Annotated in this window: 20 protein-coding genes; 11 read left to right on the forward strand and 9 right to left on the reverse strand. The window is 38.0% G+C overall.

Going from position 1 to position 25,185, the window contains the following annotated elements; genetic code table 11:
* Positions 1-2 precede the first annotated feature (2 nt).
* The 4 genes from hflX to AA637_RS03535 all read left to right on the forward strand — a co-directional run bounded on the left by hflX (position 3) and on the right by AA637_RS03535 (position 6,736).
* The gene (gene hflX, locus AA637_RS03520; protein WP_446683913.1) at positions 3-1,688 is read left to right on the forward strand and encodes a GTPase HflX; all 1,686 of its coding nucleotides are present in this window, start codon (positions 3-5) and stop codon (positions 1,686-1,688) included.
* 111 nt (positions 1,689-1,799) lie between these two features.
* Positions 1,800-2,531, forward strand: a complete 732-nt coding sequence (locus AA637_RS03525) for a dienelactone hydrolase family protein (protein WP_446683914.1) — start codon at positions 1,800-1,802, stop codon at positions 2,529-2,531.
* A 99-nt stretch (positions 2,532-2,630) separates the two neighbouring features.
* Positions 2,631-3,206: a TerD family protein gene (locus AA637_RS03530; protein ID WP_069791923.1), complete on the forward strand. Its 576-nt coding sequence runs from the start codon at positions 2,631-2,633 to the stop codon at positions 3,204-3,206.
* Positions 3,207-3,400: 194 nt separating this feature from the next.
* Positions 3,401-6,736 (forward strand): ribonucleotide reductase N-terminal alpha domain-containing protein, encoded by a 3,336-nt coding sequence (locus AA637_RS03535; protein WP_446683915.1) that lies wholly within the window; start codon positions 3,401-3,403, stop codon positions 6,734-6,736.
* 112 nt (positions 6,737-6,848) lie between these two features.
* Here the strand turns inward: AA637_RS03535 and AA637_RS03540 are convergent, their stop codons facing one another.
* The 9 genes from AA637_RS03540 to AA637_RS03580 form a co-directional block, all read right to left on the reverse strand.
* Entirely contained in the window at positions 6,849-7,385 is a 537-nt protein-coding gene (locus tag AA637_RS03540; RefSeq protein ID WP_069791856.1) for a DoxX family protein, read from the reverse strand.
* Between the two features lie 292 nt (positions 7,386-7,677).
* Positions 7,678-8,385 carry a Crp/Fnr family transcriptional regulator gene (locus AA637_RS03545; RefSeq protein WP_446683916.1) on the reverse strand — a complete coding sequence of 236 codons (708 nt, stop codon included), beginning with the start codon at positions 8,383-8,385 and terminating at the stop codon, positions 7,678-7,680.
* 326 nt (positions 8,386-8,711) lie between these two features.
* The gene (locus tag AA637_RS03550; RefSeq protein ID WP_446683917.1) at positions 8,712-10,208 is read right to left on the reverse strand and encodes a diguanylate cyclase domain-containing protein; all 1,497 of its coding nucleotides are present in this window, start codon (positions 10,206-10,208) and stop codon (positions 8,712-8,714) included.
* Between the two features lie 310 nt (positions 10,209-10,518).
* Positions 10,519-11,235, reverse strand: a complete 717-nt coding sequence (locus AA637_RS03555) for a Crp/Fnr family transcriptional regulator (protein ID WP_446683918.1) — start codon at positions 11,233-11,235, stop codon at positions 10,519-10,521.
* Positions 11,236-11,355: 120 nt separating this feature from the next.
* Positions 11,356-12,441 carry a substrate-binding domain-containing protein gene (locus AA637_RS03560; protein WP_446683919.1) on the reverse strand — a complete coding sequence of 362 codons (1,086 nt, stop codon included), beginning with the start codon at positions 12,439-12,441 and terminating at the stop codon, positions 11,356-11,358.
* A 126-nt stretch (positions 12,442-12,567) separates the two neighbouring features.
* Complete coding sequence (locus AA637_RS03565) at positions 12,568-13,284, reverse strand: hypothetical protein (protein WP_446683920.1); 717 nt, start codon at positions 13,282-13,284, stop codon at positions 12,568-12,570.
* Positions 13,285-13,307: 23 nt separating this feature from the next.
* Complete coding sequence (locus tag AA637_RS03570) at positions 13,308-14,939, reverse strand: extracellular solute-binding protein (protein WP_446683921.1); 1,632 nt, start codon at positions 14,937-14,939, stop codon at positions 13,308-13,310.
* A gap of 314 nt (positions 14,940-15,253) precedes the next feature.
* The gene (locus tag AA637_RS03575; protein WP_446683922.1) at positions 15,254-16,114 is read right to left on the reverse strand and encodes a metal ABC transporter permease; all 861 of its coding nucleotides are present in this window, start codon (positions 16,112-16,114) and stop codon (positions 15,254-15,256) included.
* 104 nt (positions 16,115-16,218) lie between these two features.
* Positions 16,219-16,941: a metal ABC transporter ATP-binding protein gene (locus AA637_RS03580; RefSeq protein WP_446683923.1), complete on the reverse strand. Its 723-nt coding sequence runs from the start codon at positions 16,939-16,941 to the stop codon at positions 16,219-16,221.
* 73 nt (positions 16,942-17,014) lie between these two features.
* Here AA637_RS03580 and AA637_RS03585 point away from each other — a divergent pair, with 73 nt between their 5' ends.
* The 7 genes from AA637_RS03585 (at position 17,015) to AA637_RS03615 (ending at position 25,120) form a co-directional block, all read left to right on the forward strand.
* The gene (locus AA637_RS03585) at positions 17,015-18,031 is read left to right on the forward strand and encodes a metal ABC transporter solute-binding protein, Zn/Mn family (RefSeq protein WP_446683924.1); all 1,017 of its coding nucleotides are present in this window, start codon (positions 17,015-17,017) and stop codon (positions 18,029-18,031) included.
* Positions 18,032-18,226: 195 nt separating this feature from the next.
* The gene (cruF, locus tag AA637_RS03590; RefSeq protein WP_446684526.1) at positions 18,227-19,108 is read left to right on the forward strand and encodes a gamma-carotene 1'-hydroxylase CruF; all 882 of its coding nucleotides are present in this window, start codon (positions 18,227-18,229) and stop codon (positions 19,106-19,108) included.
* Positions 19,109-19,259: 151 nt separating this feature from the next.
* Positions 19,260-20,138: a 4-hydroxybenzoate solanesyltransferase gene (locus tag AA637_RS03595; RefSeq protein ID WP_446683925.1), complete on the forward strand. Its 879-nt coding sequence runs from the start codon at positions 19,260-19,262 to the stop codon at positions 20,136-20,138.
* Between the two features lie 12 nt (positions 20,139-20,150).
* The gene (locus AA637_RS03600; RefSeq protein ID WP_446683926.1) at positions 20,151-20,900 is read left to right on the forward strand and encodes a pantothenate kinase; all 750 of its coding nucleotides are present in this window, start codon (positions 20,151-20,153) and stop codon (positions 20,898-20,900) included.
* Positions 20,901-21,196: 296 nt separating this feature from the next.
* Positions 21,197-21,601, forward strand: a complete 405-nt coding sequence (locus tag AA637_RS03605; protein WP_446683927.1) for a rhodanese-like domain-containing protein — start codon at positions 21,197-21,199, stop codon at positions 21,599-21,601.
* 103 nt (positions 21,602-21,704) lie between these two features.
* On the forward strand, positions 21,705-22,172 hold the full coding sequence (locus tag AA637_RS03610; RefSeq protein ID WP_446683928.1) for a DUF3122 domain-containing protein: 468 nt from the start codon (positions 21,705-21,707) through the stop codon (positions 22,170-22,172).
* Between the two features lie 314 nt (positions 22,173-22,486).
* Positions 22,487-25,120, forward strand: a complete 2,634-nt coding sequence (locus AA637_RS03615; protein ID WP_446683929.1) for a TIGR03960 family B12-binding radical SAM protein — start codon at positions 22,487-22,489, stop codon at positions 25,118-25,120.
* The last annotated feature ends 65 nt before the right edge of the window (positions 25,121-25,185 follow it).

Below are 25,185 nucleotides of genomic sequence, written 5' to 3' on the forward strand. Positions count from 1 at the left end.
GAATGTCGATCGCACCTATTTACGGAAATCTACAAGGAATCAAGCCCAATCAACTCAAACAATTACAAAGATTATACCAACAAAGAATAAGGAGCGATCGCCTGACAACCTCCGAATTTGCTGAAAGAATTGCCTCCATCAGTAGTGATCTCAAACAGGCGGTATGTGTCTATTTAAATCGTCGTGGACAGGTGATCAGAGTAGGTGTAGGAACCCCCCGTCAAACCCAAATTCCTCCCCTTGAATTACCCCGTTACGGGGCGCAGAGACTATCGGGCATTCGGTGTTTGAGTACCTCCATCAAGCCCATTCCCCCCAGTGAAGCCAGTTTAACCGCCATGGCAAGACAAAGGTTAGATGCTCTTTTGGTGTTTACCCTTACAGGGCAAGGAATACAAAGGAAAGGAGGCGGTGCATCAGGATTTATCAAAGATGTTTATTTAGCCCACCTCATTCCAGCCCAAGATACCCAAACCTATTGGGAAGTGTCCCCTGCTCAAGAGATAGAGGCGATCGCCCAACAAGACTTTCTCACTCTCGTGGACGGTTTGGAGGAGGAATTTAGCAGGGAATTTGTTGCCCAAGAAGTAGATGACTCCCAAGAGCGAGTATTATTAGTAGGGCTAATGACAGATCGCATAACACCCCAAAAATTTGACGATAGTTTACAAGAATTACAAAGGCTCGTGGAAAGTGCAGGGGGTAAAGTATTGGCAACCCTCGAACAAAAAAGGAGTCAACCCCACCCTCAAACTTTGGTGGGAGCGGGTAAAGTGGAAGAAATTGCCCTGCAAGTGCAGAGTATGGGAGCCAATTTAGTCGCCTTTGATCGAGATTTATCCCCCTCCCAAGCCCGAAACCTCGAAACTCAATTTGGGGTAAAAGTAGTCGATCGCACTGAGGTAATATTAGATATATTTGCCCAGAGGGCGCAATCACGGGCAGGGAAATTACAAGTAGAATTAGCCCAACTAGAATATATGCTACCTCGTCTTAAAGGTAGAGGAAGGGCTATGTCAAGGTTAGGGGGTGGTATCGGTACCAGAGGGCCAGGGGAAACCAAGCTAGAGACGGAAAGAAGGGCAATCCAGAAACGTATTACCCGCCTCCAACAGGAAGTTAATCAACTCCAAAGCCATCGCGCCCGTATGCGTCAACAAAGACAACACGAAGAAATACCTACCGTGGCCATCGTGGGTTATACCAATGCAGGGAAATCAACCCTCATCAATGCCCTTACTAACGCTGAAGTATATACCGCCGATCAACTTTTTGCAACCCTTGACCCCACCACCCGCCGATTAACCATCACAAAGCAAAATACAGGGGAATCCAACATTATTTTATTAACTGATACCGTGGGCTTCATCCATGAGTTACCCCCCTCCTTGGTGGATTCCTTTCGGGCAACCCTAGAAGAAGTCACCGAAGCGGATGCTCTCCTTCATGTGGTCGATTTATCTCACCCTGCTTGGCAAAGTCATATTGAATCGGTAAAAAATATTTTGGGAGATATGCCCCTTGCCCCTGCGGAGGAATTAATTGCTTTTAACAAAATTGATCAAGCGGATATTGAACATTTAGAATTAGCTAAACAAGAGTATCCCACCGCCGTTTTTATCTCCGCAAAAGAACGCATTGGTTTTGATAATTTGCGATCGCGCTTAATGGGTAGTGCTGATTACTAACGATAGTAAACTAAACATTGCAAGAAACTTAAGCCACTGATAAATAGCCTTGATTTTTTATGATTGTTGAGCTAGTTTCATTTAAGTTCCATTAACAACACAATATAGATTATGGATATTACAACTCAGTCTGTTACTCTTGGTGGTGAAGATATTAATATTCCTGCTTTTTTGGTTACTCCCGAAGATGAGGGAATTTATCCTGGGGTAATAGTAGTACAGGAAATTTTTGGGGTAAATGAGCATATTCGGGATGTTACTTCGAGGATAGCCGCCAAGGGTTATGTGGCGATTGCCCCTGCTATCTATCAAAGAATTGCCCCCCATTTTGAAACGGGCTACACTGCCGAGGATGTAAAGGTTGGTAGGGAGTACAAAAATCAAACCAAAGCATCGGAATTACTAAAAGACATTCAAACCGCCATTAACTATCTTTATACCCTGCCCAATGTGAAAAAAACAGGAGTCGGCACCATGGGTTTTTGTTTTGGCGGTCATGTCACATATTTAACCGCCACCCTTGAGGATATAAAAGCCACTGCATCTTATTATGGGGCTGGAATTGCGAATTGGTGTCCGGGGGAGTGTGATCCGACTATTACCCGCACCAAGGAGATAAAAGGAGCCATAAACTGCTATTTTGGCATGGATGATCAAAGCATCCCTCTTGAGCAGGTAGATCAAATCGAAAAAGAATTACAAAAGTACGACATAACCCATAAAGTATTTCGTTATCAAGGGGCAGAACATGGATTTAATTGTGACCGCCGTTCATCTTACAATGAAACTGTAGCACGAGAAGCATGGCAAGAAACCCTTAACCTATTTCAACAGACGTTGTAGTACGCCCATAACGTCTGTAACACAAAAAAAGATGCTGATTAAGCAGAATTAGCATTTATGATTGATAGGGTAGTAGAAAAAAACCGAACAAAGAAAATTATGGCAATATCACTACAAAAAGGACAAAGAGTTTCCCTCGATAAAGTAGCCCCAGGATTAACAGCAGGATTTATTGGCTTGGGGTGGGATACCAATGTAACCGATACGGGCAAAGATTTTGACCTAGATGCTTCCGTATTTTTACTCAATGATCAAGAAAAATTAATATCCGATAATCACTTTATCTTTTATAATAATTTGACCAGTCCAGATCCTGCTAAATCTGTCAAACACATGGGAGATAACCTCACGGGAGAAGGAGAAGGAGATGACGAGGTAATCATCGTTGATTTAAGGAAAGTACCTGAAGATGTGCAAAGAATCGTTGTCACTGTTACCATCCATGAAGCCGATAAAAGAGGACAAAATTTTGGACAGGTGCGTAATGCTTTTGTAAGACTGGTGGATGTGGCTACCAAGGAAGAAGTTTTACGTTACGACTTGGAAGAAGATTTTTCAGTGGAAACAGCACTTATTATGGCGGAGTTGTATCGCAAAGATGGAGAGTGGCGTATGAATGCCGTTGGGGCTGGTTATCAGGGTGGTTTACAAGCCTTACTCAATCGTTATGTGTAGATAATCCAAGGACAATTGACCATTAAAATTTACTAGTTAATTGTCCATGCCCATTGCCTGTTTTTTATTCCTCACCCTAACCATTTCAAAGGGTAGTATCGCAACTTAAATTGTGAATTGTTTTATGTTTGTAGTACACAGTATATGCTATAATAAGATCCTTATAGAAGGAATCTTTTAGGTAAACGACACAAATGTTATTCGATACTCAAGAACAGGCAATCGAAACGTCAATTAGTGACAGCAATAAATCAAGTAATCATGTAGAAAATCAATCTAGTACCATCAAGGTGGTAAAAAGAAGTGGCCGTTTAGCAGATTTAGATATAAGCAAAATCAGGAATGTAGTTAACTGGGCTTGTGCTGATAAAGATGTAAATGCGATCGCCCTTGAGGCTGGATTGAAAACCCGTATCCGTTACGGCATCAGCACTAGGGAAATCCAAGACAACTTAGTCAACTGCGCCCTAGAAATGTGTAATATTGATGAACCTGATTGGCGTTACGTTGCTGGGCGTTTATCGATGTGGAGTCTATGGAAAGAGATTCTTGTAAGTCGTGGCTACAATTATGGAAACTATGCCAAAACTGTCCAATCTTTTGTAGATGCGGGTAAATATGACGATCGCATCTTAGTCTATTCAGCAGAAGAATTAGAAACCGCTAATGGTTGGATTAACCCCGATTGGGATTTGGACTATGACTATGCAGGTACAGTGTTACTTACTTCCCGTTATTTGTTGCCCGATGAATTACCCCAAGAAGCCTTCTTAACTTGTTCATTACTACTGGCTAGTCAAGAAGCACCAGAGAATCGCTTAACCTATGCCAAAAAGTTTTATGAGGCGATCGCATCTCGCCGTATTTCCCTTGCTACACCAATTTTAGCGAATTTGAGAGTGCCTAACGGTTCCCTCACCAGCTGTTTTATTATCAGCATGGAAGACAACCTCGAAAGCATTTATCGAGAAATCACCAATACCGCCCGTATTTCCAAAAATGGCGGTGGTGTGGGGGTTAATGTATCACGCATTAGGGCCACAGGTAGCGCCGTCATGGGCAAAAAAAATGCCTCTGGGGGGGTTATTCCTTGGGTAAAACTTTTGAATGATACTGCCATCGCCGTAAATCAAGGGGGTAGAAGGGCAGGGGCTGTCACCGTTGGTTTGGACATTTGGCATTTGGATGTACCCGAATTCCTTGAAATGCAGACAGAAAATGGAGATCAACGCCGTAAAGCTTATGATGTATTTCCTCAATTAGTAATTACCGATGAGTTTATGCGTCGGGTAAAAAACAAACAGTCATGGACATTGGTTGATCCCCTAGAGGTTAAGGAAAAACTAGGTTATGATTTACCTTTAATGTGGGGAGATGAGTTTGAGAAAGCCTATCAAGACATTGAAGCCAATCTTGATACTGTTATTAAACTGCATAAGCAGATAAACGCTAGGGAATTATTTAAGCATATAATGCGATCGCAAGTGGAAACAGGTATGCCCTATCTTGCCTTCAAAGATACTATAAATAAAGCCAATCCTAACAAACATGATGGCTATATTCCAGGGGTAAATTTATGTGTGGCAGGAGAAACAAAGATATTAACCGATATGGGGCAAATGGCGATCGCCGATTTAGTGGGCGAAAAAGTTAATATTTGGAATGGCTCGGAATGGTCAAACGTTTTAATAAAGAAAACAGGGGAAAATCAGCCTTTATTAAAAGTTCATTTTTCTAACGGTGAATTCCTCGAATGTACTTATTATCATAAATTCCACATTCAAGAAAACTACAAAGGAAAAGTCAAAATTGTTGACGCAAAAGACTTACAAGAAGGAGACAAACTCATTAAATATCGTCTTCCTTTGGTAGAGTCAGCATACGATGTAGAATTTCCCTATGCCTACACCTCTGGATTTTTTAGTGGTGATGGTAGCCACGATGGCATGGGCAAACCAGAAATAGATTTATACGGAAGCAAAAAAGAATTATTACCTTTTATTAATGTTCGTAATAAATATTATGGAGGTAGTTCTAAAAATGGAAATTGGCGAGTTGAACGAGATCAATTAGCCATCTATGATGACGTTAATCACGATAGAATCGTCTGTAAACTTCCCTTAGATATTCCTCAGAAGTTTAGTGTCCCTGTCAATGGTTATACCATCAAATCCCGTTTAGAATGGTTAGCTGGGTTATTAGATGCTGATGGTACAGTGGCCAGAAATGGTGACAATGAATCCTTACAGATTGCTTCTACTCATAAACAATTCCTCCTAGATATTCGCCTAATGCTACAAACTTTAGGAGTTGATTCTAAAGTAGTTAAAATGGCGGACATGGGTTTTCAATCTCTTCCTGATGGAAAAGGAGAATATCGGGACTATCTTTGTCAAGCAAAATATCGTTTATTGATTTCTTCTAACGGCTTATTCCAGTTGGGACAATTGGGGTTAAAAACTAATCGTTTACAATGGACATTAAGAGAACCTCAAAGGGAAGCAACTCAGTTTATCCGTGTGGAAAAAATAGAGTTAACTTGTCGTTATGATGATACTTATTGTTTTAATGAGCCTTTACGCCATCTAGGGATGTTTAACGGTATCCTAACAGGGCAATGCACCGAGAGCTTTAGCAATGTAACATCTGGGGAATATGCCCACTGTTGTAACCTCGTATCCCTGAACCTTGCTAACCTTGAGCAAGAAGAATTAGACGAAGTTTGCACCCTTGCGGTTAGAATTCTTGACAACACCATTGATATTACTAACCCTCCCTTTGCTGATGCCAAAAAGCACAATAATCGTTATCGTACCATTGGGGTAGGCGCCATGGGTTTAGCGGATTGGTTAGCCAAAAAAGAATTACGTTACAACAACCTTCAAGAAATTAGTAACCTATTTGAGGATATGGGTTTTTATTGTACCCAAGCATCTATGAAATTAGCCCAAGAAAGGGGTGCTTTTGATGCTTTTGATGGTAGCGATTGGAGTAAGGGTTTGTTAATTGGTTCAAAACCTGTGGCATGGTTCAAGGAAAATGCCTATAAACCTGACCGTTGGCAGATTTTAGCCGACGACATTCAAAAATACGGTATCCGTAATTCCCACGTAACAGCGATCGCCCCTAATACCTCATCTAGTTTGGTACAAGGTTGTACTGCCAGTATTTTACCCGTTTATAGCCGTTTCTTTTATGACAAATGGGCAAAAGGTACTGTACCCATTGCCCCCCCCTATATCAGCGATAAAATCTGGTTTTACCAAGAAAATAAAAACCTAGACCAAACCATGGTGGTTAAAGCCACAGGAGTAATACAACAATGGATTGATACAGGTATTTCCATGGAGTTGTTATTTAACCTCAATGAGGGAGTATATCACCCCCATGAGCCTGAAAGAGCCTTAAAAGCTAAAGATATATTTAATACTCTCATCATGGCATGGGAGGAAGGTTGTAAAGCAGTCTATTACGTCCGTATAGTCCAAAAAGATAACTTCAAAGATGAATGCACCGCCTGTGCAAACTAATTTTTATCTTTAACCCTCTCATAGTAGAGAGGGTTTTTTTGCTTCACTATTACTATTCTCAAAAAAAAATCCCCTACCAAGAGGGGATAAAACTAAAAGATTGTATTAATTCTTAAGACAGTGATTTTTGTTGCTCAGAATTAGAATCTTGGTAAACTTTTTCTAGTAACTTCGCCTGTTCAACCTTTTGATTAACAAGACTTTTGTCCATCATATTGAACAATAAAGCATCCACAGAGAATAAACCTCCACCATTAACCAAGAAAAGGAGGAAACAACCCGCATAGATAGCAGATAACTCCAGATAAGGAAGACTTAAACCCGCCACTAAAATGTGATGATACATCGCCACACACATAGTAGCAAACAAGCCCAAAGAAGCAGGTCTAGTAAATAAACCAATGGCAACCAAAGGCGCCCCAATTAACTCGGTGTAAGCCGCTACATAGCTAAAGAAGATAGGGAAAGGTAAGCCGATATAAGACACATAAGCCTCGGCAAAACTTTCGATATTACCTAACTTATCTAAGCCGTTATGAATCATCATGATACCAATGACGGCTCGTAATACAGTCCAAGTAGTTTGCTCTGCCCAGCGAATATCGCAGTTGGGTTGCAATGCCCTACTAATAATTGAATAGAATTTCATTGTTATTACTCAATAATTGCTTTTATTAAGTTTGATTGATTTGGAAAACTTAATTTTTGCTTTACATTTATTAATATAACGTACAATCCTTCAATATGGAGTGTTAGAAGTATATTGATAAGTTGATACTTTAGTATTTTTCGATACTATTTAGGTAAAAAAGATCATTAATTGTCTTTATTTGCTGACAAGTCTTAGAAAAATTTATATTTTGTAATAATTATATAGAAATTGATATAAGGGCGATCGCATCCTAGTACCCATATGGACAACGTTCCATGATCACATCCTTCTAAGTAAAATTAAGAAGTCTTTTAAACTCCCCCTTAACAACGTCATAACATTCGCAGGACATAGAACGAAGAAGGTCCCTACTTAAAATTGTTATGCTTCCCCTCGTGTAACGAATAACACCAGCCTTTTGAAACTTTTGAGCCACTTCTGTTACACTAGCTCGTCTTACCCCCAACATTTGAGAAATAAACTTTTGAGTTAATGGTAACTCATCTTGATCTACCGAAGTATGGACAAAAAGTAACCAAGTCGCCAACTGTTGATTAATAGAATGATGACACTTGCACACAGCATTTTGAGATATTTGTGTTAATCGAGCCTGAGTATATAATAATAATATTCGTTGAAGTTCTCCTGGTCGTCTCGACTCCGCCAAAAAAATATCAGCACCTAATCTCATAGCACTATCAGGAATCTGGACAATAGTATCATTAGTGGCATAATTTCCACCCAAAAAAACAGGAAGTCCAATTAACCCTTCATTGCCAATTAAACCAACCTCAATTGTTGCTTTATTCAACAAAGTTGATACCAAAGAAATCATCGAATGAAGAGGAAAATATACATAATCAATTTTTTGATCTTGTTTATAAATAATCTGTCCAGATATTAAAGAAACATACTCTAAATTGGAAAAAAGTATTTTATATTCATCCTGAGAGATAGAAGCTAATATTTGATTATCTGAAGTTTTATTATTTATCACTATAAATTTATGCCGTTATACTATCATAATAGCTTAATAAATTTATATATTTCTATATTTACTAATTCTCTTAATCTTTATAGCTAATTTTTCCCTAAATAAAATAAAATTACTTTACCTTAAATAGAAAAAAATATGAGATATTAACTGACGTTACGCACCCATTTATAAGTTAGGTTTTATCTGTAAATTTTAACAAGGGGCGCGAGGCCCCTTGCCCAACTCCTAGCCCCTTGCCCAGCGCCTCTACAAACATAGCCTGAACATCGAACTTTTTTACCACTTCAAACTAATTAATTGTATTTTTGCGTAACATTAGATATTAACTAATCATCATGTATATAAAATAATTCTTTTTCTTTTTTTGCCTTATACATCGCCATGTCTGCGTGGGATAAAATTTTCGGTAAATTGGAACTGTCCATATCACCGATGACAATACCAATACTAACCGTAACCATAATTTCCTTTTGGCTAACATGAAAACAACTAGACAAAGACTCTTGAATACGATAAGCACATTCTTTGGCTTCATGGGGAGAACGAATATGAGTTAAAACTATCATAAACTCATCTCCCCCCAATCGAGAAACATGGTCAAAACTTCTTATACAAGTCATTAACCTTTTTGCCAAAATAACTAAAACTTCATCCCCAGTAGAATGACCAAAAGTATCATTAATACTCTTAAATTTATTTATATCAAGAAAAAGAACCGCAAATTGATTATTTTTTCCTTTTTGCTCTTGATCTAAAACCTTCTCTAAAAACTCTAACAATGAGCGACGGTTGGGTAAATTAGTAAGGGAATCATACCGAGACTGACGAAAAAGATCATCATGGGTTTCTTGTAGATTGGTGATGTCATGAAGGGACAAATGCCACCCAATCATTTTATGCTCACAATCCCAGATAATATTTGCCTTGACACTAACACAAATCATTTCACCATGGGGCAAGGATAACTTAATAGTAAAAAAATGATTTTTTTGATCTAAATTTTTTCCATTTCCATTATTTGTCTCGCACATTAAATGTAATGATTGTTGAAAATCACCATTCTCCGTAAACAAATTTACAGAACTATTCATTAACTTCTCTTTGGAAGTTTTGAGCATTTCTTGAGCATTACCATTAGCCAGTCTAATGATTCCATTATTATCAATAATTAAACAACTATCAGGAGAAAACAAAAATAAACTTTCATAGTAGTTTTTTTCAAACTTTGCATACTCCAAGTCATCCCATAACTGCTCATTTTCTACCTGTAAATCTTTTACATCCCTATTTATAGTTAGGGAATCAGGCTCAAAATATTGATAATCGAAAGTAATTTCTTCTGCTTTTTCTTCTATTAAATCTTCAATATAACCATTACAATTTTCCTCCGCTTCTCGTAAACTATCAAAAGGACCAAAATAATAAGTCATAGCAGGTTTCATGGTATCAATTCTAATCCACCAAAACACTTCTGAAAATGGAACTAAATTGTTTTTAGGAATAACTTTTTTATCTACAACACTAAGAACTTGGTATTCTGTCACAACTTCTCTGATATATTCACTAATTTTTTTCCTGATTAATAATATTTCATCTGTCACGCCAATACAGAAAGTGTTATCATCTATATAATTAGTTTGATCATGTATCAATACATGATGATTAGGAATATTATTAAGTATTTTTGTGACCAATTTATTACGGAAATAAGGCAAAGATAATGCTTGTTGATGAAAATCTTCTAGGGCAGAATTTTCCGAAAAATGATCAATTTCTGTTTGGACAATGGACAAAGTGGAATTAAATACTCTATAAGACATCATCTTTCTCCTTCTTTAAGTAAAAAATAGTGAAAAATTTAATTAATTAATGTCATCCTGAGTCCAAATACTAACGACAGTCAAAATATGTAAAAGTTTTCAGCATTAAACTTTATATTTAATGTTTATCCCTATACCGAAACCATAATTGTTTTTTTGAACCCGCAGTCAAATTACATGGGTAAATTTTTCTTTTTCCGAGGGTCTTTTTAAATGTTACTTAAGTAAAATAACTTAAGTAATTCGTACTAACCATATGACTTAATCATAATCTTTATTCAACTGTTTCACCGTACGATAACGTACGGAATATTTACCCTCGACAAGAACCTAGTAGGCGGATAAACTCATTTTGTACGATTCTATAGCACTCACAAGATGTCTGTTCTAATTTCTTATGATCAACAATCAATATTTTTCCTCGGTTATAGCGAATAATGCCTTTATCTTGAAGGGCTTTTGCTGCAATGGTGACTCCTGCCCTACGTACCCCTAGCATATTAGATATAAATTCCTGAGTGAGATCTAACTCATCTTGTAGTACGCAGTCGTACACTGATAATAACCACCGTGCCAATCGGGCTTCTATTTTGTGTTGTCGGTTACAGGCGGCACTTTGGGCTATTTGAGTGAGCCTGGCTTGAGTATGAAGCAGTAATATTTTTTGCAGCGCACCAGCTTCTTTAAACTCTCTAACTAATACATCCGATCGCATTTTAAGACTTTTACCTTTCATTTGAACAATGGCACGACTAATGGTATATTGTCCCCCTAAAAACACGGGTAGCCCTATCATTCCTTCATTACCAACCAAACCGATTTCTGTGGTAGAGCCATCTTCCATGATGGAAACAAGGGAAATCATTGCCGTCAAAGGAAAATAGACCACTTTAATTGGCTCATAGGCTTCATGAAGAATTGTTCCCGATGTTAAATTTACTTCTTGGAAGTAAGGCGATATTTTCTCAAATTCAGACTCTGTTAATGTACGGAGTAGTTTATTGAGAGAAATGGAATTTTTGTTAATCAAGGTATTTTGCACAAACAGAGTCTTAATAATTATTATATAAAATAATTTTCTTGTCTGTACGCTACCGTACTTAAAGATTTTTGTGATAATTCAAACAGCTATATTAATAATTAGTTTGTTTTAATTTCTAAGCCATACTTTTTGAATTTCATTAATAATTTCAGGGGAAGGGGAAGATTTTATTTCTACGGGGGGATTTATTTCCATCCCAAGAATATTGTTACTCCAAGGGGTGTCATTAATGGTTGTTAAATTAATGTTATTATTTATGGGTCTAAAGCCATATTTTGCTAAAGTAATTTGTTGATTGTCTGCTAATAAATAATCGATAAATTTTTCTGCTGATTGTTGTTCACCTTGGCTTAAATTATTATTTAGAATTACGGCCGTGGAAAAAGTTTCGGTGGTTGGATTTGGATAATAAATTTGATACACTTTATTTTGATTTGTTTGTGACCAGCGATATAGGGCAATGCTTTCGTAAACTAAACCAACATCAGCGTCATTTTCTCCTCGTACAATAAATTCTTGTAGTAAAATATCAGTGGATCTTGGTGGTTGATAGACGGAGTTTTTGAGTAAAGAAAAAAGTTGTTCTACTTCGTTATTAGCAAGATTATTAATGGCTAAGGTATTCTGATTTAGTTTATTTTCTGCCCATAAATTAAGGGTTAATTGCCCACTATTGGAGCGGGTAGGATCTGTCATGAGAAGATCAAAACTTCCCCAGTTACTATTACCTCCTATATCTTGCCAATTTTTGCTTATTAATGCTTGTTCTAATTGTTGCCAATTAAATTGATTATTAGGAAATAAAATATTTCCTCTCTCTTGCCATGCGATCGCCACTAAGAGGGTTTTCGCGATGGGTTGAGGATTATTATAAAATGGTTTTTCTTGCCCGATCGCCCTTAATCTCGTCTCTAATTGACTAATTAATTCATCACTAGCAGGGATTACAATGGCTGGTTGAAAATCATTTTTTTGATTGATAATGTTATTAACAATATCTTGAGATCCTTGTATTTTTAAGTTAACTTGAATATCGGGATAATTTTGTTCAAAAGTTTTTTCTATTTCTGCTAAAGGTTCTTCTAATTCTGAGCCAATGACCACATTTAAAGTTTTATTTTGATTAGGTAATGGTACATAGGCGATGATAGTAGATATGGTTATAAGGGCGCTGGAAATAATTTTTTTATTCATAACTTTTTACCTAATTATATATAGCAGTCCTGAATTATTTGTCAGATTTTTAAATTGAGTTCTCCCTTATTAAAGGGAGCTAAGGGCGATCGTATTTTCATAACTAAAAATTTAATTCAAAAAAATTTATACCAATACATCCATACTTTCTTGAAAATTATTTAATTCATTATTTAAATCTTTTAATTCTTGTATTTCTTCCGAATTATCTAAATTAGCAGACCTTAATTTATTTTGTAATTGCTGTAAAACCCCTGCAAATTCAGTAATAATAGTAACGATAGAAAAAACTTGGGCTTCCCTTGCATCTTGTCCTTCTTCTACCAACTGTAAATTATTTTTTAGGGTATTTTCTAATTGTTGTAATTGTATTAAAGCCCTTCCTTTACTATTTTTTTGTTGGCTTTTTACTTGTTGTAATTGTTTGTTTAATTCTTCCCTAGATAACAAGGAATCTCCCCCCGCTAATTTTTGGGTTAAATGATTTATTTTTTCTGGTAGTTCTAAGGTGCGCTGGCAGGTGTATTCTACGGCGGTTAATAATTCCATTTGGGAAGCATTTTGTAATAGTTTTTGGGCTTCAATTCTTAAATGTTCTGCTTTACTAATTAATAGTTTTGCTTGGATTTTGGCATTGTTTAATTCTTGTTCTAAAATAGGGTTATTTAAGTTAACTTTGGGAGGTTCTTTTTTTGCTAGATAACCAGCCCCTACAAAGGAAATAGCCCCTGTTATGGGCAACATTAACCAAGGAGAAAGTTTTATCACCCTTGCCCCAAAAATCAAACAAATACAGGCAAATAAAACCGCTAAAGGATAATTAAGAGGATTAACTATTTTCATGGATTTTTAGATAGATAAAAGTATTAAAATTCTACTTGCAAATTTTCCATAACTTGGGCAATGGTTTCGGGATCTCCTTTGCGATAATAACCCCCATTTATCTGAGCAATTTCTTGTAAAATATCGGGGTTAAAATCTCCTTCATTACCATAACCAATGGTAAAAAAAGCAATCCTTTCATCACTATTAAAGCCACTTTGTTGTAATTCTTGTTCTAATTGTGATAAATTGACCTGTGAGCCTGAATCTTCCCCATCAGTCAAAATTAACACTGCATTAATAGCTTCATCTTTGAGATTTTCCCTTAACCAATTACGGGCAAAAAGGGCGCTGTCATAGAGCCTTGTGCCTCCCCCTGCCTGTAAGGAAGAAATATAACGAATGGCTCTGTCTTTATCTTCTGGTGAGCTACTAACTCGTAAGGGTTGCCCTATTTCATTATTAAAGGGGATGACCACGATTTCTTCTTTGCTACCCAGATTGTTGATATAACTAAGTAAGGTATTTTGAACAGAACTAAATTTAGTTCCTTGCATGGAGCCAGAAATATCTACCACCACCGCTACTAGGGAGGGTTTTTTGGCGTAGTTTTGCCAACTTTCTAACATCACCTCTACCACTTCGGGCTGAGGGGGACGATAGGATTCGTAGGTGGGGTTTGGATTTACCCCAAATTCGGCACTAAATTTGTTTCCCAATGGTACTCCAGGCACCCCAGGGCGTAATCCCAAGCTAACGGCGATCGCCTGAATGTCTGGTTGACGCATAAATTCGATGATGGCTTCACTAGCTTCTTTTTCTTGGGGCGTAACCCAAGGAGCATCGGGTAAAATGGAGCGAATATCGGAACTGAAGGTGGATTGAGGATATACTGCTTGATATTTTTGGCTGTTATCCCCTTGACTGTTGGCGGCAATAACCAAAGACTCGTACACCGAACCAACAGAAGCCCAAAATACCCCATTTTCTACCATGGATTGGGCGAGAGTACCAGTGGAAATTCCGTAACGGGTAACTTTTTGCTGAATCTCCCTCACTTCCTCTTGATGGGCTTCTATGTCGGCGATGGTTAAATCTTCGGGAGGTTTGTTGGCAACGGAAGCAAATTGTGCCACAAGGGTTTGTAGTCCTGAATTAGAGCGGGTGGGTGCTGTTTGTACAAAGTGTATGGGTAGGGGAAGGGCGCTCGAGTCTAGTTGCTGATAGTTGTCATATTGTTGTAATACGGTATATAAGTTTGGAGCTTTAGCCAAGGCTGGTGCCAATTCGGTGGTGGTCATAAACACCATAGGGCTATACACCAATAGGGGAGAATCGGTAATGGGGGGAATGTAGTTTTGTCCTGGAAATATTTTATCGATTTCGTAAATTAGTTGATTTTGATAAATGGGGCCGTCGAAGGAGATAAGGCTAGGAAATCTCTCGTCATCAGAGGAAATAGAGCCGTTGGCTAGTTGTTGAGAAAGTGATACTACTTCTTGAAATACATCTCCGCTTCCTTTGATGTCGCACACTAGATAATATCTTTCTCCGCTACTCAACTGGGGTTTGGTGGCGTTAAGTTTTTCGGCGGATGCTTCGCAAAATTGCTTTAAGTCGCTTCCTGCTAAAAATCTGATGGGAATACCCTGATTGTTGTTGACTTCATCGGGCATAGACTCACAGCTGATAAGGCCTATGAGGGATGAAATACAAAGAAAACTGATAATTCTTTTTTTCCTAAGCATAAAAAACTAGGGTTAAGGGCGCTGGTACTTTTATTTTAATCAGGAAATGTCAAAAACTATCATAATAATATTTATCTTAATAAAAAATAGTTTTTATCATCAGTAAATAAGCATAAATCATTTTTTAATCTTTACTAGATGGCTAAGTAGGTTGGCGAAATTAATTATAGCTCTTATTTTATTAAGACTCTTATGAACAAGGGGTTTAAACCCCTTGCCTAAATTGATTTGATTATGTCCACTTACTTAATTAACTTATTTTGTTTGGTAAAAAATGGAGGACGGGTTAAAATTCCTTCTTTGGGGCTAAATAAAAAGGCTAATAAAAACATCACTGTTACGACTAATACAATGGCAGCACCAGAAGGGGCATTGAAATAATAACTGATATAGATTCCAACAACACCACTAATGGCTCCCAAAATTCCCCCTAACATCATCATGTGATGCAATTCTTTTACCAATAAATAGGCGGTAATACTAGGGCCAACAAGCAAAGATACGACTAATACTACCCCTACGGCTTGCATACTGGCGATGATAGTTAGGGTAATGGCGGAAACTAAGCCTATATTAATTAATTGTACTGGTAAACCGATCGCCTGAGCGCCAAGGGGATTGAAAGTATAAAAAAGTAAATGGGGATAAAATAATTTAACAAAAATTAGCACGGAAATGGTTATAAAAAATGTTCTCCATAAGTCATTTCCTCTGACTCCTAAAATGTCTCCAAAAAGAAAACTATGTAAATCAATTCTACTTTGTAAAAGGGTAATTAATAGGATTCCCAAAGCAAAAAAACCAGAAAAAACTAAGGACATGGCTACATCTACTTTTACCCTCGATTGGGATTGAATCCACGCAATTATTAAACTACTCAACATCCCTGATATGAATGCCCCTAAAAAGATGTCTATGCCAATGTAAAAGGCGATCGCCAATCCGGGTAACACAGCATGGGCAATGACTTCCCCTAAAAAGCCCATCCTTTGCACAATCAAAAAACTACCTGTAACGGAACATAAAACTCCTAACAAAATAATCATTACCATAGAATTACGAATAAAACCAAATGATAAAGGTTCAAGCAAAAAATCTAACATATACTCCTCAAAAAACAACTAAACTAATCTTATTTATTCAGATCTAAATCATTGGTAAAAACTTAAAATTCAGTTCCCCATTCCCTGTTCCCCGTTCCCTAACTTTAATTATTAGTCAATAAAATTACATTATCTCCATAGGCTTTTTGTAAATTTTCTGGGGTAATAACTTCAGCCCTAGAACCATTGGCAATTAACTTTTTATTAATTAATAAAAAACGGTCATATTCCCTTGAAGTTTCTTTTAATTCATGCCCTACCACCAACAAAATTTTGCCCTGACTTTTCAACTCATCCAACACATTAAAAATCATCCCCTCTGTTTTTTTATCCACCCCCGAAAAAGGCTCATCAAATAAAAATAACTCCGCTTCCTGAGCCAAGGCTTGGGCTAAAAATACCCTCTGTTGTTGCCCCCCAGACAACTGCCCGATGGGACGTTGCCGTAAATCCCACATTCCCACCCTTTCTAGGGCTGTTTTAACTATTTCCTTGGACTGTCGAGAAGGAGGACGAAATAAAGGACGATGACGAATCCTCGACATCATTACAACTTTTTCCACTGTAATGGGATAATCCCAATCAATTTGCGCCCTCTGAGGGATGTATGCTACTTGATCCAACTGTTTGGACAAGGCTTGGGAGCGAAAAGTAATTTTTCCCTGTGCCAAGGGGATTAAGCCCAAAATTGACTTGATCAAAGAACTTTTACCTGCTCCGTTAGGGCCAATAATCCCGACTATCTGCCCTGACGTTAAACAAAAACTAATATTTTCTACGGCGATAATACCTCGATAGTTGACAGCAACTTGATCAACCTCTAACATAGATTTTATAAATAAATGATTATCATTCTCATAAAAGTTTGCACTACTACCATAATAAAAGATTAAAGTAACAATGTTAAATTTTCACCGCTACAGTAAGTTTGTTTTGCCTTCTTTAGTCTTATTCGGTTTATTAGGATGTGATTTTCCTACCACTACCAATAATCAAGTAACGGAAGATTTGGAAACGGAAACAGAAGTAGTAGATTTGCCCCTCGTGGTGGCCACTACGGATGTTATTTGTGATTTAACCCGCCAAATTGCCCAAGAAACCATTGACTTAAATTGTTTAGTAAGTGCAGGAATTGATCCCCATGTATATCAAGCGACTCCTGATGATCGAAGGGCGATCGATCAAGCAGATGTGATTTTGTATGGGGGTTATGGTTTTGAGCCAAATTTAATTAATTTAGTGGATGCCACTGATAATACTGCTCCTAAAATTGCCGTATATGAAGAGGCAGTGGCAAATCCTCTCATGATGACGGAGGACGATGGACATGATCACGGACATAGCCATGGTGATGGTGATGAATTTCCAGACCCCCATGTGTGGCATGATGCTAGTAATGGTATGTCCATAGTTAACGTAATTTCGGAACAGTTAGCCCTATTGCAACCTGGTCAGGCTCAACTATACCAAGATCAAGCCAGTATGATCAACAATGACTTAGAAGCCATGGATGGATGGATTAAAGCCCAGATAGAAACTATACCCACAGATCAAAGAATTTTGGTTAGTAACCATGATGCCCTCGGTTATTTCGTTGAGGCCTATGGTTTACAGTCGAATACTGCTTTACAGGGGGTCAGTACTGAGGAAGCCCCTACGGCGGGAAGGGTGGGGGAATTGGTGAGAAAAATTCAAAACACCAACGTGCCGACGATTTTTGTGGAAAGCTCTGTTAATCCAACTTTAATCAATACGGTGGCTAACGAGGCAGGGGTGCAGGTGGCTGATAATCCCTTGTTTGCTGATGGTTTAGGGGAATCTGGTTCGGGAGCAGAAACTTATCAACAAAAATTAATGCTCAATACTCAGACTGTTGTGGAAGGGTTGGAGGGTTCTTTTTCTCCCTTTCAGGGATAGTCGTTCGAGGGTATGGAATAACCAAAAATAAGGTAAATTAAACTTTTATTCTCCATTATCAATTTTCAATTCTTAACTTTTCTTAATATTTTTGGAAAAATTTAATAAAATAGGGACTATAGATATAAATTTGCCCTGTAAGGGAAAGTAAGAATGTCATCAAATTACAGAAAATAAAGAGGGTAAAGAAAATTGATTAAACAAATAATTAGAGAAAAAGAAGGTTATTTTTTCATCGGGCATATATTAGCGATGTTTTTTGGTTTGGCGGGATTATTGTTGGTGTTGCCCCATCCCGAATTTGTTGCCAGTTTACCCCCTATCGGACAATCAGCCTTTAGTTGGTCAATGATTGGAGGGGGTGTGGTATATATGATTTTAGGATGGGCTACGATCGCCATTTTTGCTTATCGTAAACTAGGGTTATGGCACTGGTTAGGGTTTATGATTCCCGCTTTAGGCATTTCATTGACAAGCGAATTGTTAGGAACTAGCACAGGTTTTCCCTTCGGTGATTATCATTACCTTTCTGGGTTGGGATACAAAATTTCTGGGTTAGTACCCTTTACCATTCCCCTTTCTTGGTTTTATCTTGGTTTTTGTGGTTATCTCATCACTAGGGTAGGTTTAGAAAAATTATCATTACCCGTGTTTGTAAAAGATTTAGGGGCGATCGTTTTTGGCTCGTTATTGCTTACCTCATGGGATTTTGTACTAGATCCAGCCATGAGTCAAACCTCTGTACCATTCTGGCTATGGGATCAGCCGGGAGCCTTTTTCGGAATGCCTTACCAAAACTTTGTTGGTTGGTTTGGTACAGGAGTAGTCTTTATGAGTGTATCTACCCTAATTTGGCGCCTAAAACCTATGGACTTTAACCAAATTCCCCTAACCATTCCCATCGGAGTTTATATTGGTAACTTTACCTTTGCCATGGTAATGAGTATCGGGGCAAACTTTTATATCCCCGTACTATTAGGAATTTTCACAGGAATATTACCCCTAGTAATTTTTGTCAATCTTGCCAATAAATCAGATTCTGGTAACTCCATTCCTTTACCATTTCTATCCCAATAAAATCAAGGCAAGAAATATAAAATTTTGCCACTAAACCCCTCTGCCTTTGGCATCTCTCCTTTATAAGGAGGGAAAGAGGGATTTTTTGTGTTTATTGCAGTATTAAAGTTAGGATAAAATAAGCTAAAGGCAACCATATAAATAAACTATCATGACTTCTGCAGAAGTTAATAACCCTAATACCTTACAAAGCATAATTAAATTATTACGGTGGGATAAACCAGCGGGGCGACTGATTTTAATGATTCCAGCCCTTTGGGCAATATTTTTGGCAGGGGAAGGAAAACCGCCCGTTAGTTTAGTATTTATCGTTATTTTAGGTAGTCTTGCCACCAGCGCTGCGGGGTGTGTTGTCAATGATTTATGGGATCGTAATATTGATGATAAGGTAGAAAGAACCAAAAAACGTCCCCTCGCTTCTCGGGCGTTATCTGTAAAGATAGGTATTGCTGTTTTTATTATTTCCCTTGGTTGTGCGGCAGGATTAGCTTTTTTCCTTAATCCTCTCAGTTTTTGGTTGTGTGTGGCTTCTGTGCCTGTGATTATTTGTTATCCTTTGGCGAAAAGGGTTTTTCCTGTGCCTCAGTTGGTGCTATCCATTGCTTGGGGTTTTGCGGTGTTGATTAGTTGGAGTGCGGTAACAGGGGATTTGAGCGATAATGCTTGGATTTTGTGGGGGGCAACGGTGTTATGGACTTTGGGCTTCGATACGGTTTATGCCATGTCTGATAAAAAGGATGATTTACAGGTGGGGATTAATTCTAGTGCTATCTTTTTTGGGGATTTTGTGGCGGATGCCGTGGGTTTATTTTTTGCTCTGACTGCTGGTTTATTTGCTTATCTTGGTACTATAAATGGTTTTTCCTTTATTTTTGGGGTGTCATGGGCGATCGCCGTTATTCTTTGGGTTGGACAGTATATAGAGTTAAGAAAACCTAACCCCGATACCATTAACTATGGTGGTATTTTTGGTCAAAATGTAACCATCGGCTTTATTTTATTATTGGGTATTATTGTAGGCATTCGTTAGGGAAAAAAGGCATTGAGTCAGGAAAATTGGTTAGGTTTAATGATTGGCAATTCTCGCTTACACTGGGCTTATTTTGCCGATAATCAGTTACAACAAACTTGGAATACCATCAAGGGTGATTCTTTACGAGAATTAGAAGATATACTCCCTCCAGAAATTAATAATTATTTAAAAAGAGCAATTCCCCTTTATGTGGCTTCTGTGGTGCCTTCTGCTACCCGTCTATATCTCCAATTGCCCCAAACCATCATCATCGATGTTCAATCGATTCCCATTGAAGGTATCTATAAAACCATGGGGTGCGATCGCACTTTAGCCCTTTGGGGGGGCGGTTGCAAATATGGATTTCCTTCTCTTGTTATCGACAGCGGCACAGCCCTTACCTTTACAGGGGCAAATGAGCATATGGAATTAGTAGGGGGGGCAATCTTGCCAGGGGTAAAACTACAAATAGAAACCCTATTTTTCAACACCGCTGCCCTGCCAGAAGTGGAAATATTAGAAGAGTTTATTCCCCGCTGGGCAAAAAATACCCCCAATGCCATCCAAAGCGGAGTTATTTACAGCATTCTCGGCGGTATCAAAGGATTTATCGATGACTGGTTAGAGAAATATCCCTCCTCTTCCATCATTTTAACGGGGGGAGATACCATCTTATTAAAACAATATTTTGCTAAAATTTATCCATCTTTAGCAGATAAAATTATCTTTGATTCTGATCTAATTTTTTATGGTATGAAAGAGTATAAATTAACTATTTAATTATAATTAGATCATAATATTTTTTATTAATGATAAAAAAAGTAACTTACAAAAAAATTAATGAAAGCCTCACCACAAAATTTAATAAGTTTGTTATATTCATTCATATAACCAAGAATATATTTGCGGTTATTTAAATAATTTTTGCCAATTTTTTTTATTTAACCTAAACTGCAGTTATGAAATTAAAACAATCAATCAAAATTTTGCTATTCGAGGTAATTTTGTCATTCTGTCTTTTTTTCACCATTGAATCAGACTTAATGGCATCAGAAAATTTTATCCCATCAAATTCAATGATTGAATCTTCCGTCGTGTCTAGTGTCGAAGATTATCCCACATTAGAAACAGCCGTAGAACAGTATCTTAAATTCATACCATCAGATTACTATAAAGTCTCCAGTGTCCAAGAATTAAAAGATTTGATGGTAAATAGTCAAGCATTATTAGTTGACGTTAGAGAGCCATCTGAATATAAATCTGGTCATATTCCTAACGCCATCAATATTCCTTTGCGTAGATTATCTCAAAATTTAGATAAAATTCCTTGCGATCGCCCCGTAGTATTATATTGTTCAACGGGTTATCGTTCTTCTATGGGAGTGATGACTTTGCATCTGCTCAACTATGAAAATGTGAAAGGTTTTCCCCCTAGCTTCAGAGCTTGGAAAAATGCCCAAGAGGCGATCGCCTTAAAATAGAAAAAAACAAAATTGATCAATTTATGAGGATTTTTTTATGAACTCAATTTCCTTGAATAAATCTCAAATTAAGTGGATAAAATCTCTATTAATGGTTTGTATTATGTGTGTTTCACTAATTTTGGGAAGCACTTCACCAGCTTTTGCTACCATCAGACAAATAGAAGAATCCCCCGGTCAAATGCTTTATCAATCAAGGCAAAATTTACTAGATGACATGGGAAATTCTTGGCAAACCATTGCATTTAAACGCACCTATCCTGAACGTAGTGCCACTGTTTCTTTACGACTTATCAGCTTGTTTAGTGAAGTAGATTTAGACCATAATCAGCCTTTAATTTTGACCACTTCGTTGGGAAAAACTCTTAGTGCCAAGGACATTTCCAGCACAATTTCTAAAGATAAACCACCCCTAGGAAGTGTTGGAGAATATGATTTTAATTCAGTTTTATCACAACTACAGGCAGAAATTCCCGTTAATTTAACTCTATCAACTACCAATGGAGAATCCATCAGTTTATCTGTTCCCTCTGCTGTTATCAAGGAATGGAAAAAGCTCATAATCGATTGATTAAGTGATAAGCAGGAGGTAATAATTATTGATTGTTTATGCTTCAATCCTTGTTAATAAATATTTTTGAGTTACTGAGTAGAAGCAAATTAATTGTTAATAGCCTATAAAGTTTTTGCTTATTTAACTAACTCTATATAGCTATAAATGTCAATAATTTAAGAACTACTTTTTTTATCAAAAAATGTGGAAATAACTACTTTTTAAAGTTAACAAACTTGATTAATGGTGATGACCCCAATTCAAATCATCATCACCAACATAACGTTTATAATTGAATGAGGAAATAGTTTTAATCACAATATTATATAGTAATGCCGATCGCACCTAGTACCAGTATTAAACCAGAAAATTTAATCACCCCAGACATCTTTAAACCAGCTCGTTATTTAGGTAATGAATTAGGGTCAAAACATAAAGATTGGGAAAGCGCCTCAGTGCGTTGGGTGTTGACATATCCCGAAATTTACGAAGTTGGAGCGTCAAACCTTGGGCATATTATTCTCTACAATATCATTAATGCTCAACCACGGCAAATGTGCGATCGCGCTTACCTTCCTGCCCCCGACTTATCCCAAAAAATGAGGGATACCCATACTCCCCTTTTCGGGCTAGAAACCAAAAAAGACGTAAAAGAATACGACATACTAGGCTTTAGTTTAAGCTATGAACTAGGCGCCACAAATATCCTAGAGATGCTCAGTTTAGCTGATATTCCCCTTACATGGGAAGAAAGAAAAGATACTGATTACCCCCTCATCTTTGCAGGGGGGCAAACAGCCACCTCAAACCCCGAACCCTATGCCGATTTCTTCGATTTTGTAGCCCTCGGTGACGGAGAAGAATTATTACCCGAAATTGGTTTAGTCATTGAAGAAGGCAAAAAAGACGGTTTAACGAGAACAGAATTACTACTTGATCTTGCCCAAGTGCCGGGGGTATATGTACCGCAATTTTATGATATGCAACCCGATGGCAGTGTTAAACCTAACCGTGACGATGTTCCAGAAAGAATTTTGCGCAGGGTAGCCACTCCAATCCCAGCCTATTCTATCGGTTTAGTACCCTATGTGGAAACTGTCCATGATCGCCTTACGGTGGAAATCCGTAGGGGATGCACGAGGGGATGTCGCTTTTGTCAACCAGGAATGTTAACCCGCCCTGCTAGGGATGTGGAACCTGAAGCGGTGGTTGATAGTATTGTAGATGGTATGAAAGCCACGGGGTTTAATGAGTTTTCTCTATTATCCCTCAGCTGTTCTGATTATCTCTCTTTGCCTTCCGTGGGTATCGAAATCAAAAACCGTCTCAAGGATGAAAATATCTCCCTTTCTTTACCTAGTCAAAGGGTAGATCGTTTTGATGAAAACATTGCTAATATTATCGGCGGTACTCGTAAAACGGGTTTAACTTTTGCCCCTGAAGCAGGCACCCAACGAATGCGGGATATTATTAATAAGGGTTTAACCAACGAGGAATTGTTGCGGGGTATTCAAACCGCCGTCAGGGAAGGATGGAATCAGGTCAAACTTTATTTCATGATTGGCTTACCTGGGGAAACCGATGAGGATGTATTGGGTATTGTGGAAACCGTCAAATGGTTACGTCAAGAATGCCATCACCTCAGTAGTAAGCGTCTCAATTTTAATATCACCATCTCCAACTTTACCCCCAAACCCCATACCCCTTTCCAGTGGCACTCTGTTTCTACCTCGGAATTTTTGCGCAAACGGGATTTACTCAAGGATGCTTTTTATCATCTTCGGGGTGTGAAGGTGAATTATACCGATGTGCGTATCTCCGCCATTGAGGATTTTGTGGGTAGGGGCGATCGCACTTTAGCCCCTGTGGTACGTCGGGCGTGGGAATTGGGTGCCGGGATGGACTCTTGGTGGGAAAGCATCGACAAGGCTTATCAGGCATGGGAAACCGCCATCGAAGAAGCCGGGTTAATCTGGAAATATCGTAAAGTCGAAAGTGGTGAATGGAATATTTTTGATGCTCAAAGCCCAGAAGAAAACCATGATAACATCAACTATTATGCCCCGTTACCATGGGATCATTTAGATACGGGTATCGATAAAACATGGCTCAAAGAAGACTTAGAAAAAGCCTTAGCCGAAGCCACCGTGCCAGACTGTGCCTTTGATGGTTGCAGTAGTTGCGGTGTTTGTAGCCCCGATTTTGGTCATAACATCGTTGTCACCCCTCCCCCCATTCCTGACTATGTGGGCAACTTTAAACCTAACCAAGAAAAAGCCCAACGGATTCGAGTATGGTTTGGTAAACAGGGGGATATGGCATTATTAAGCCATCTGGATTTAGTACGCTTGTTCGATCGCGCCGTGAGAAGGGCAAGTCTTCCCATTTCCTACACAGGAGGTTTTCACCCTGGCCCTAAAATTTCCATCGCCCTCGCCCTATCTTTGGGGATGACAAGTAACAGTGAAATTGTTGATTTTGAAAACCATACCCGCATAGATATTGATGAGTTTGTAAAAAAATTACAGGCTCAACTTCCTATGGAATTACCTTTAATTAAGGTGGAAGAATTACCCATAAAATCTGCTAAGGCAACGCAAATATTAGACATAGCGGAATATTTGGTAACCCTATCTGCTGACAACAATATTAGTCTTCATCAGTGGCAACATTGGATTAATGAGGTTAACAATTCCTCGGAAATATTGATGGAAAAAACCTCTAAAAAACGTAAGAAAAAAATGGTCAATTTAAAGGCTAATTTATTAAGTTTATGCTTGGCTGATGATAATTTTGAGGAGTCAGAAACTATTACTATTAAATATACAGGAAGTGCCAAAAATGATGGCTCTTTATTAACCCCTGATCATGTTTGTTATATGTTAGAACAGGTTAGCTCAGAAGCATTAACGATTACTAAAGCCCATCGAGAAATCATCCTTTTAACCGATCATATTACTCAATAAAAAACCCATCATTTAACAAGGGGTTCAAACCCCTTGCCCCCCATTGTTATGATAGATTAGAGCCA

Source organism: Cyanobacterium sp. HL-69, assembly GCA_002813895.1.
GTDB lineage: Bacteria > Cyanobacteriota > Cyanobacteriia > Cyanobacteriales > Cyanobacteriaceae > Cyanobacterium.

Excerpts from the sequence above, each read along its gene's own strand:
- AA637_RS03610 (WP_446683928.1), top strand. The coding sequence starts at position 21,705 with ATGTGTGTTTCACTAATTTTGGGAAGCACTTCACCAGCTTTTGCTACC.
- hflX (WP_446683913.1), top strand. The coding sequence starts at position 3 with ATGTCGATCGCACCTATTTACGGAAATCTACAAGGAATCAAGCCCAAT.
- AA637_RS03565 (WP_446683920.1), bottom strand. The coding sequence starts at position 13,284 with ATGAAAATAGTTAATCCTCTTAATTATCCTTTAGCGGTTTTATTTGCC.
- AA637_RS03530 (WP_069791923.1), top strand. The coding sequence starts at position 2,631 with ATGGCAATATCACTACAAAAAGGACAAAGAGTTTCCCTCGATAAAGTA.
- AA637_RS03595 (WP_446683925.1), top strand. The coding sequence starts at position 19,260 with ATGACTTCTGCAGAAGTTAATAACCCTAATACCTTACAAAGCATAATT.
- AA637_RS03615 (WP_446683929.1), top strand. The coding sequence starts at position 22,487 with ATGCCGATCGCACCTAGTACCAGTATTAAACCAGAAAATTTAATCACC.
- AA637_RS03535 (WP_446683915.1), top strand. The coding sequence starts at position 3,401 with ATGTTATTCGATACTCAAGAACAGGCAATCGAAACGTCAATTAGTGAC.
- AA637_RS03585 (WP_446683924.1), top strand. The coding sequence starts at position 17,015 with ATGTTAAATTTTCACCGCTACAGTAAGTTTGTTTTGCCTTCTTTAGTC.
- AA637_RS03550 (WP_446683917.1), bottom strand. The coding sequence starts at position 10,208 with ATGATGTCTTATAGAGTATTTAATTCCACTTTGTCCATTGTCCAAACA.
- AA637_RS03580 (WP_446683923.1), bottom strand. The coding sequence starts at position 16,941 with ATGTTAGAGGTTGATCAAGTTGCTGTCAACTATCGAGGTATTATCGCC.
- AA637_RS03570 (WP_446683921.1), bottom strand. The coding sequence starts at position 14,939 with ATGCCCGATGAAGTCAACAACAATCAGGGTATTCCCATCAGATTTTTA.
- AA637_RS03540 (WP_069791856.1), bottom strand. The coding sequence starts at position 7,385 with ATGAAATTCTATTCAATTATTAGTAGGGCATTGCAACCCAACTGCGAT.
- AA637_RS03525 (WP_446683914.1), top strand. The coding sequence starts at position 1,800 with ATGGATATTACAACTCAGTCTGTTACTCTTGGTGGTGAAGATATTAAT.
- AA637_RS03560 (WP_446683919.1), bottom strand. The coding sequence starts at position 12,441 with ATGAATAAAAAAATTATTTCCAGCGCCCTTATAACCATATCTACTATC.
- AA637_RS03605 (WP_446683927.1), top strand. The coding sequence starts at position 21,197 with ATGATTGAATCTTCCGTCGTGTCTAGTGTCGAAGATTATCCCACATTA.
- AA637_RS03575 (WP_446683922.1), bottom strand. The coding sequence starts at position 16,114 with ATGTTAGATTTTTTGCTTGAACCTTTATCATTTGGTTTTATTCGTAAT.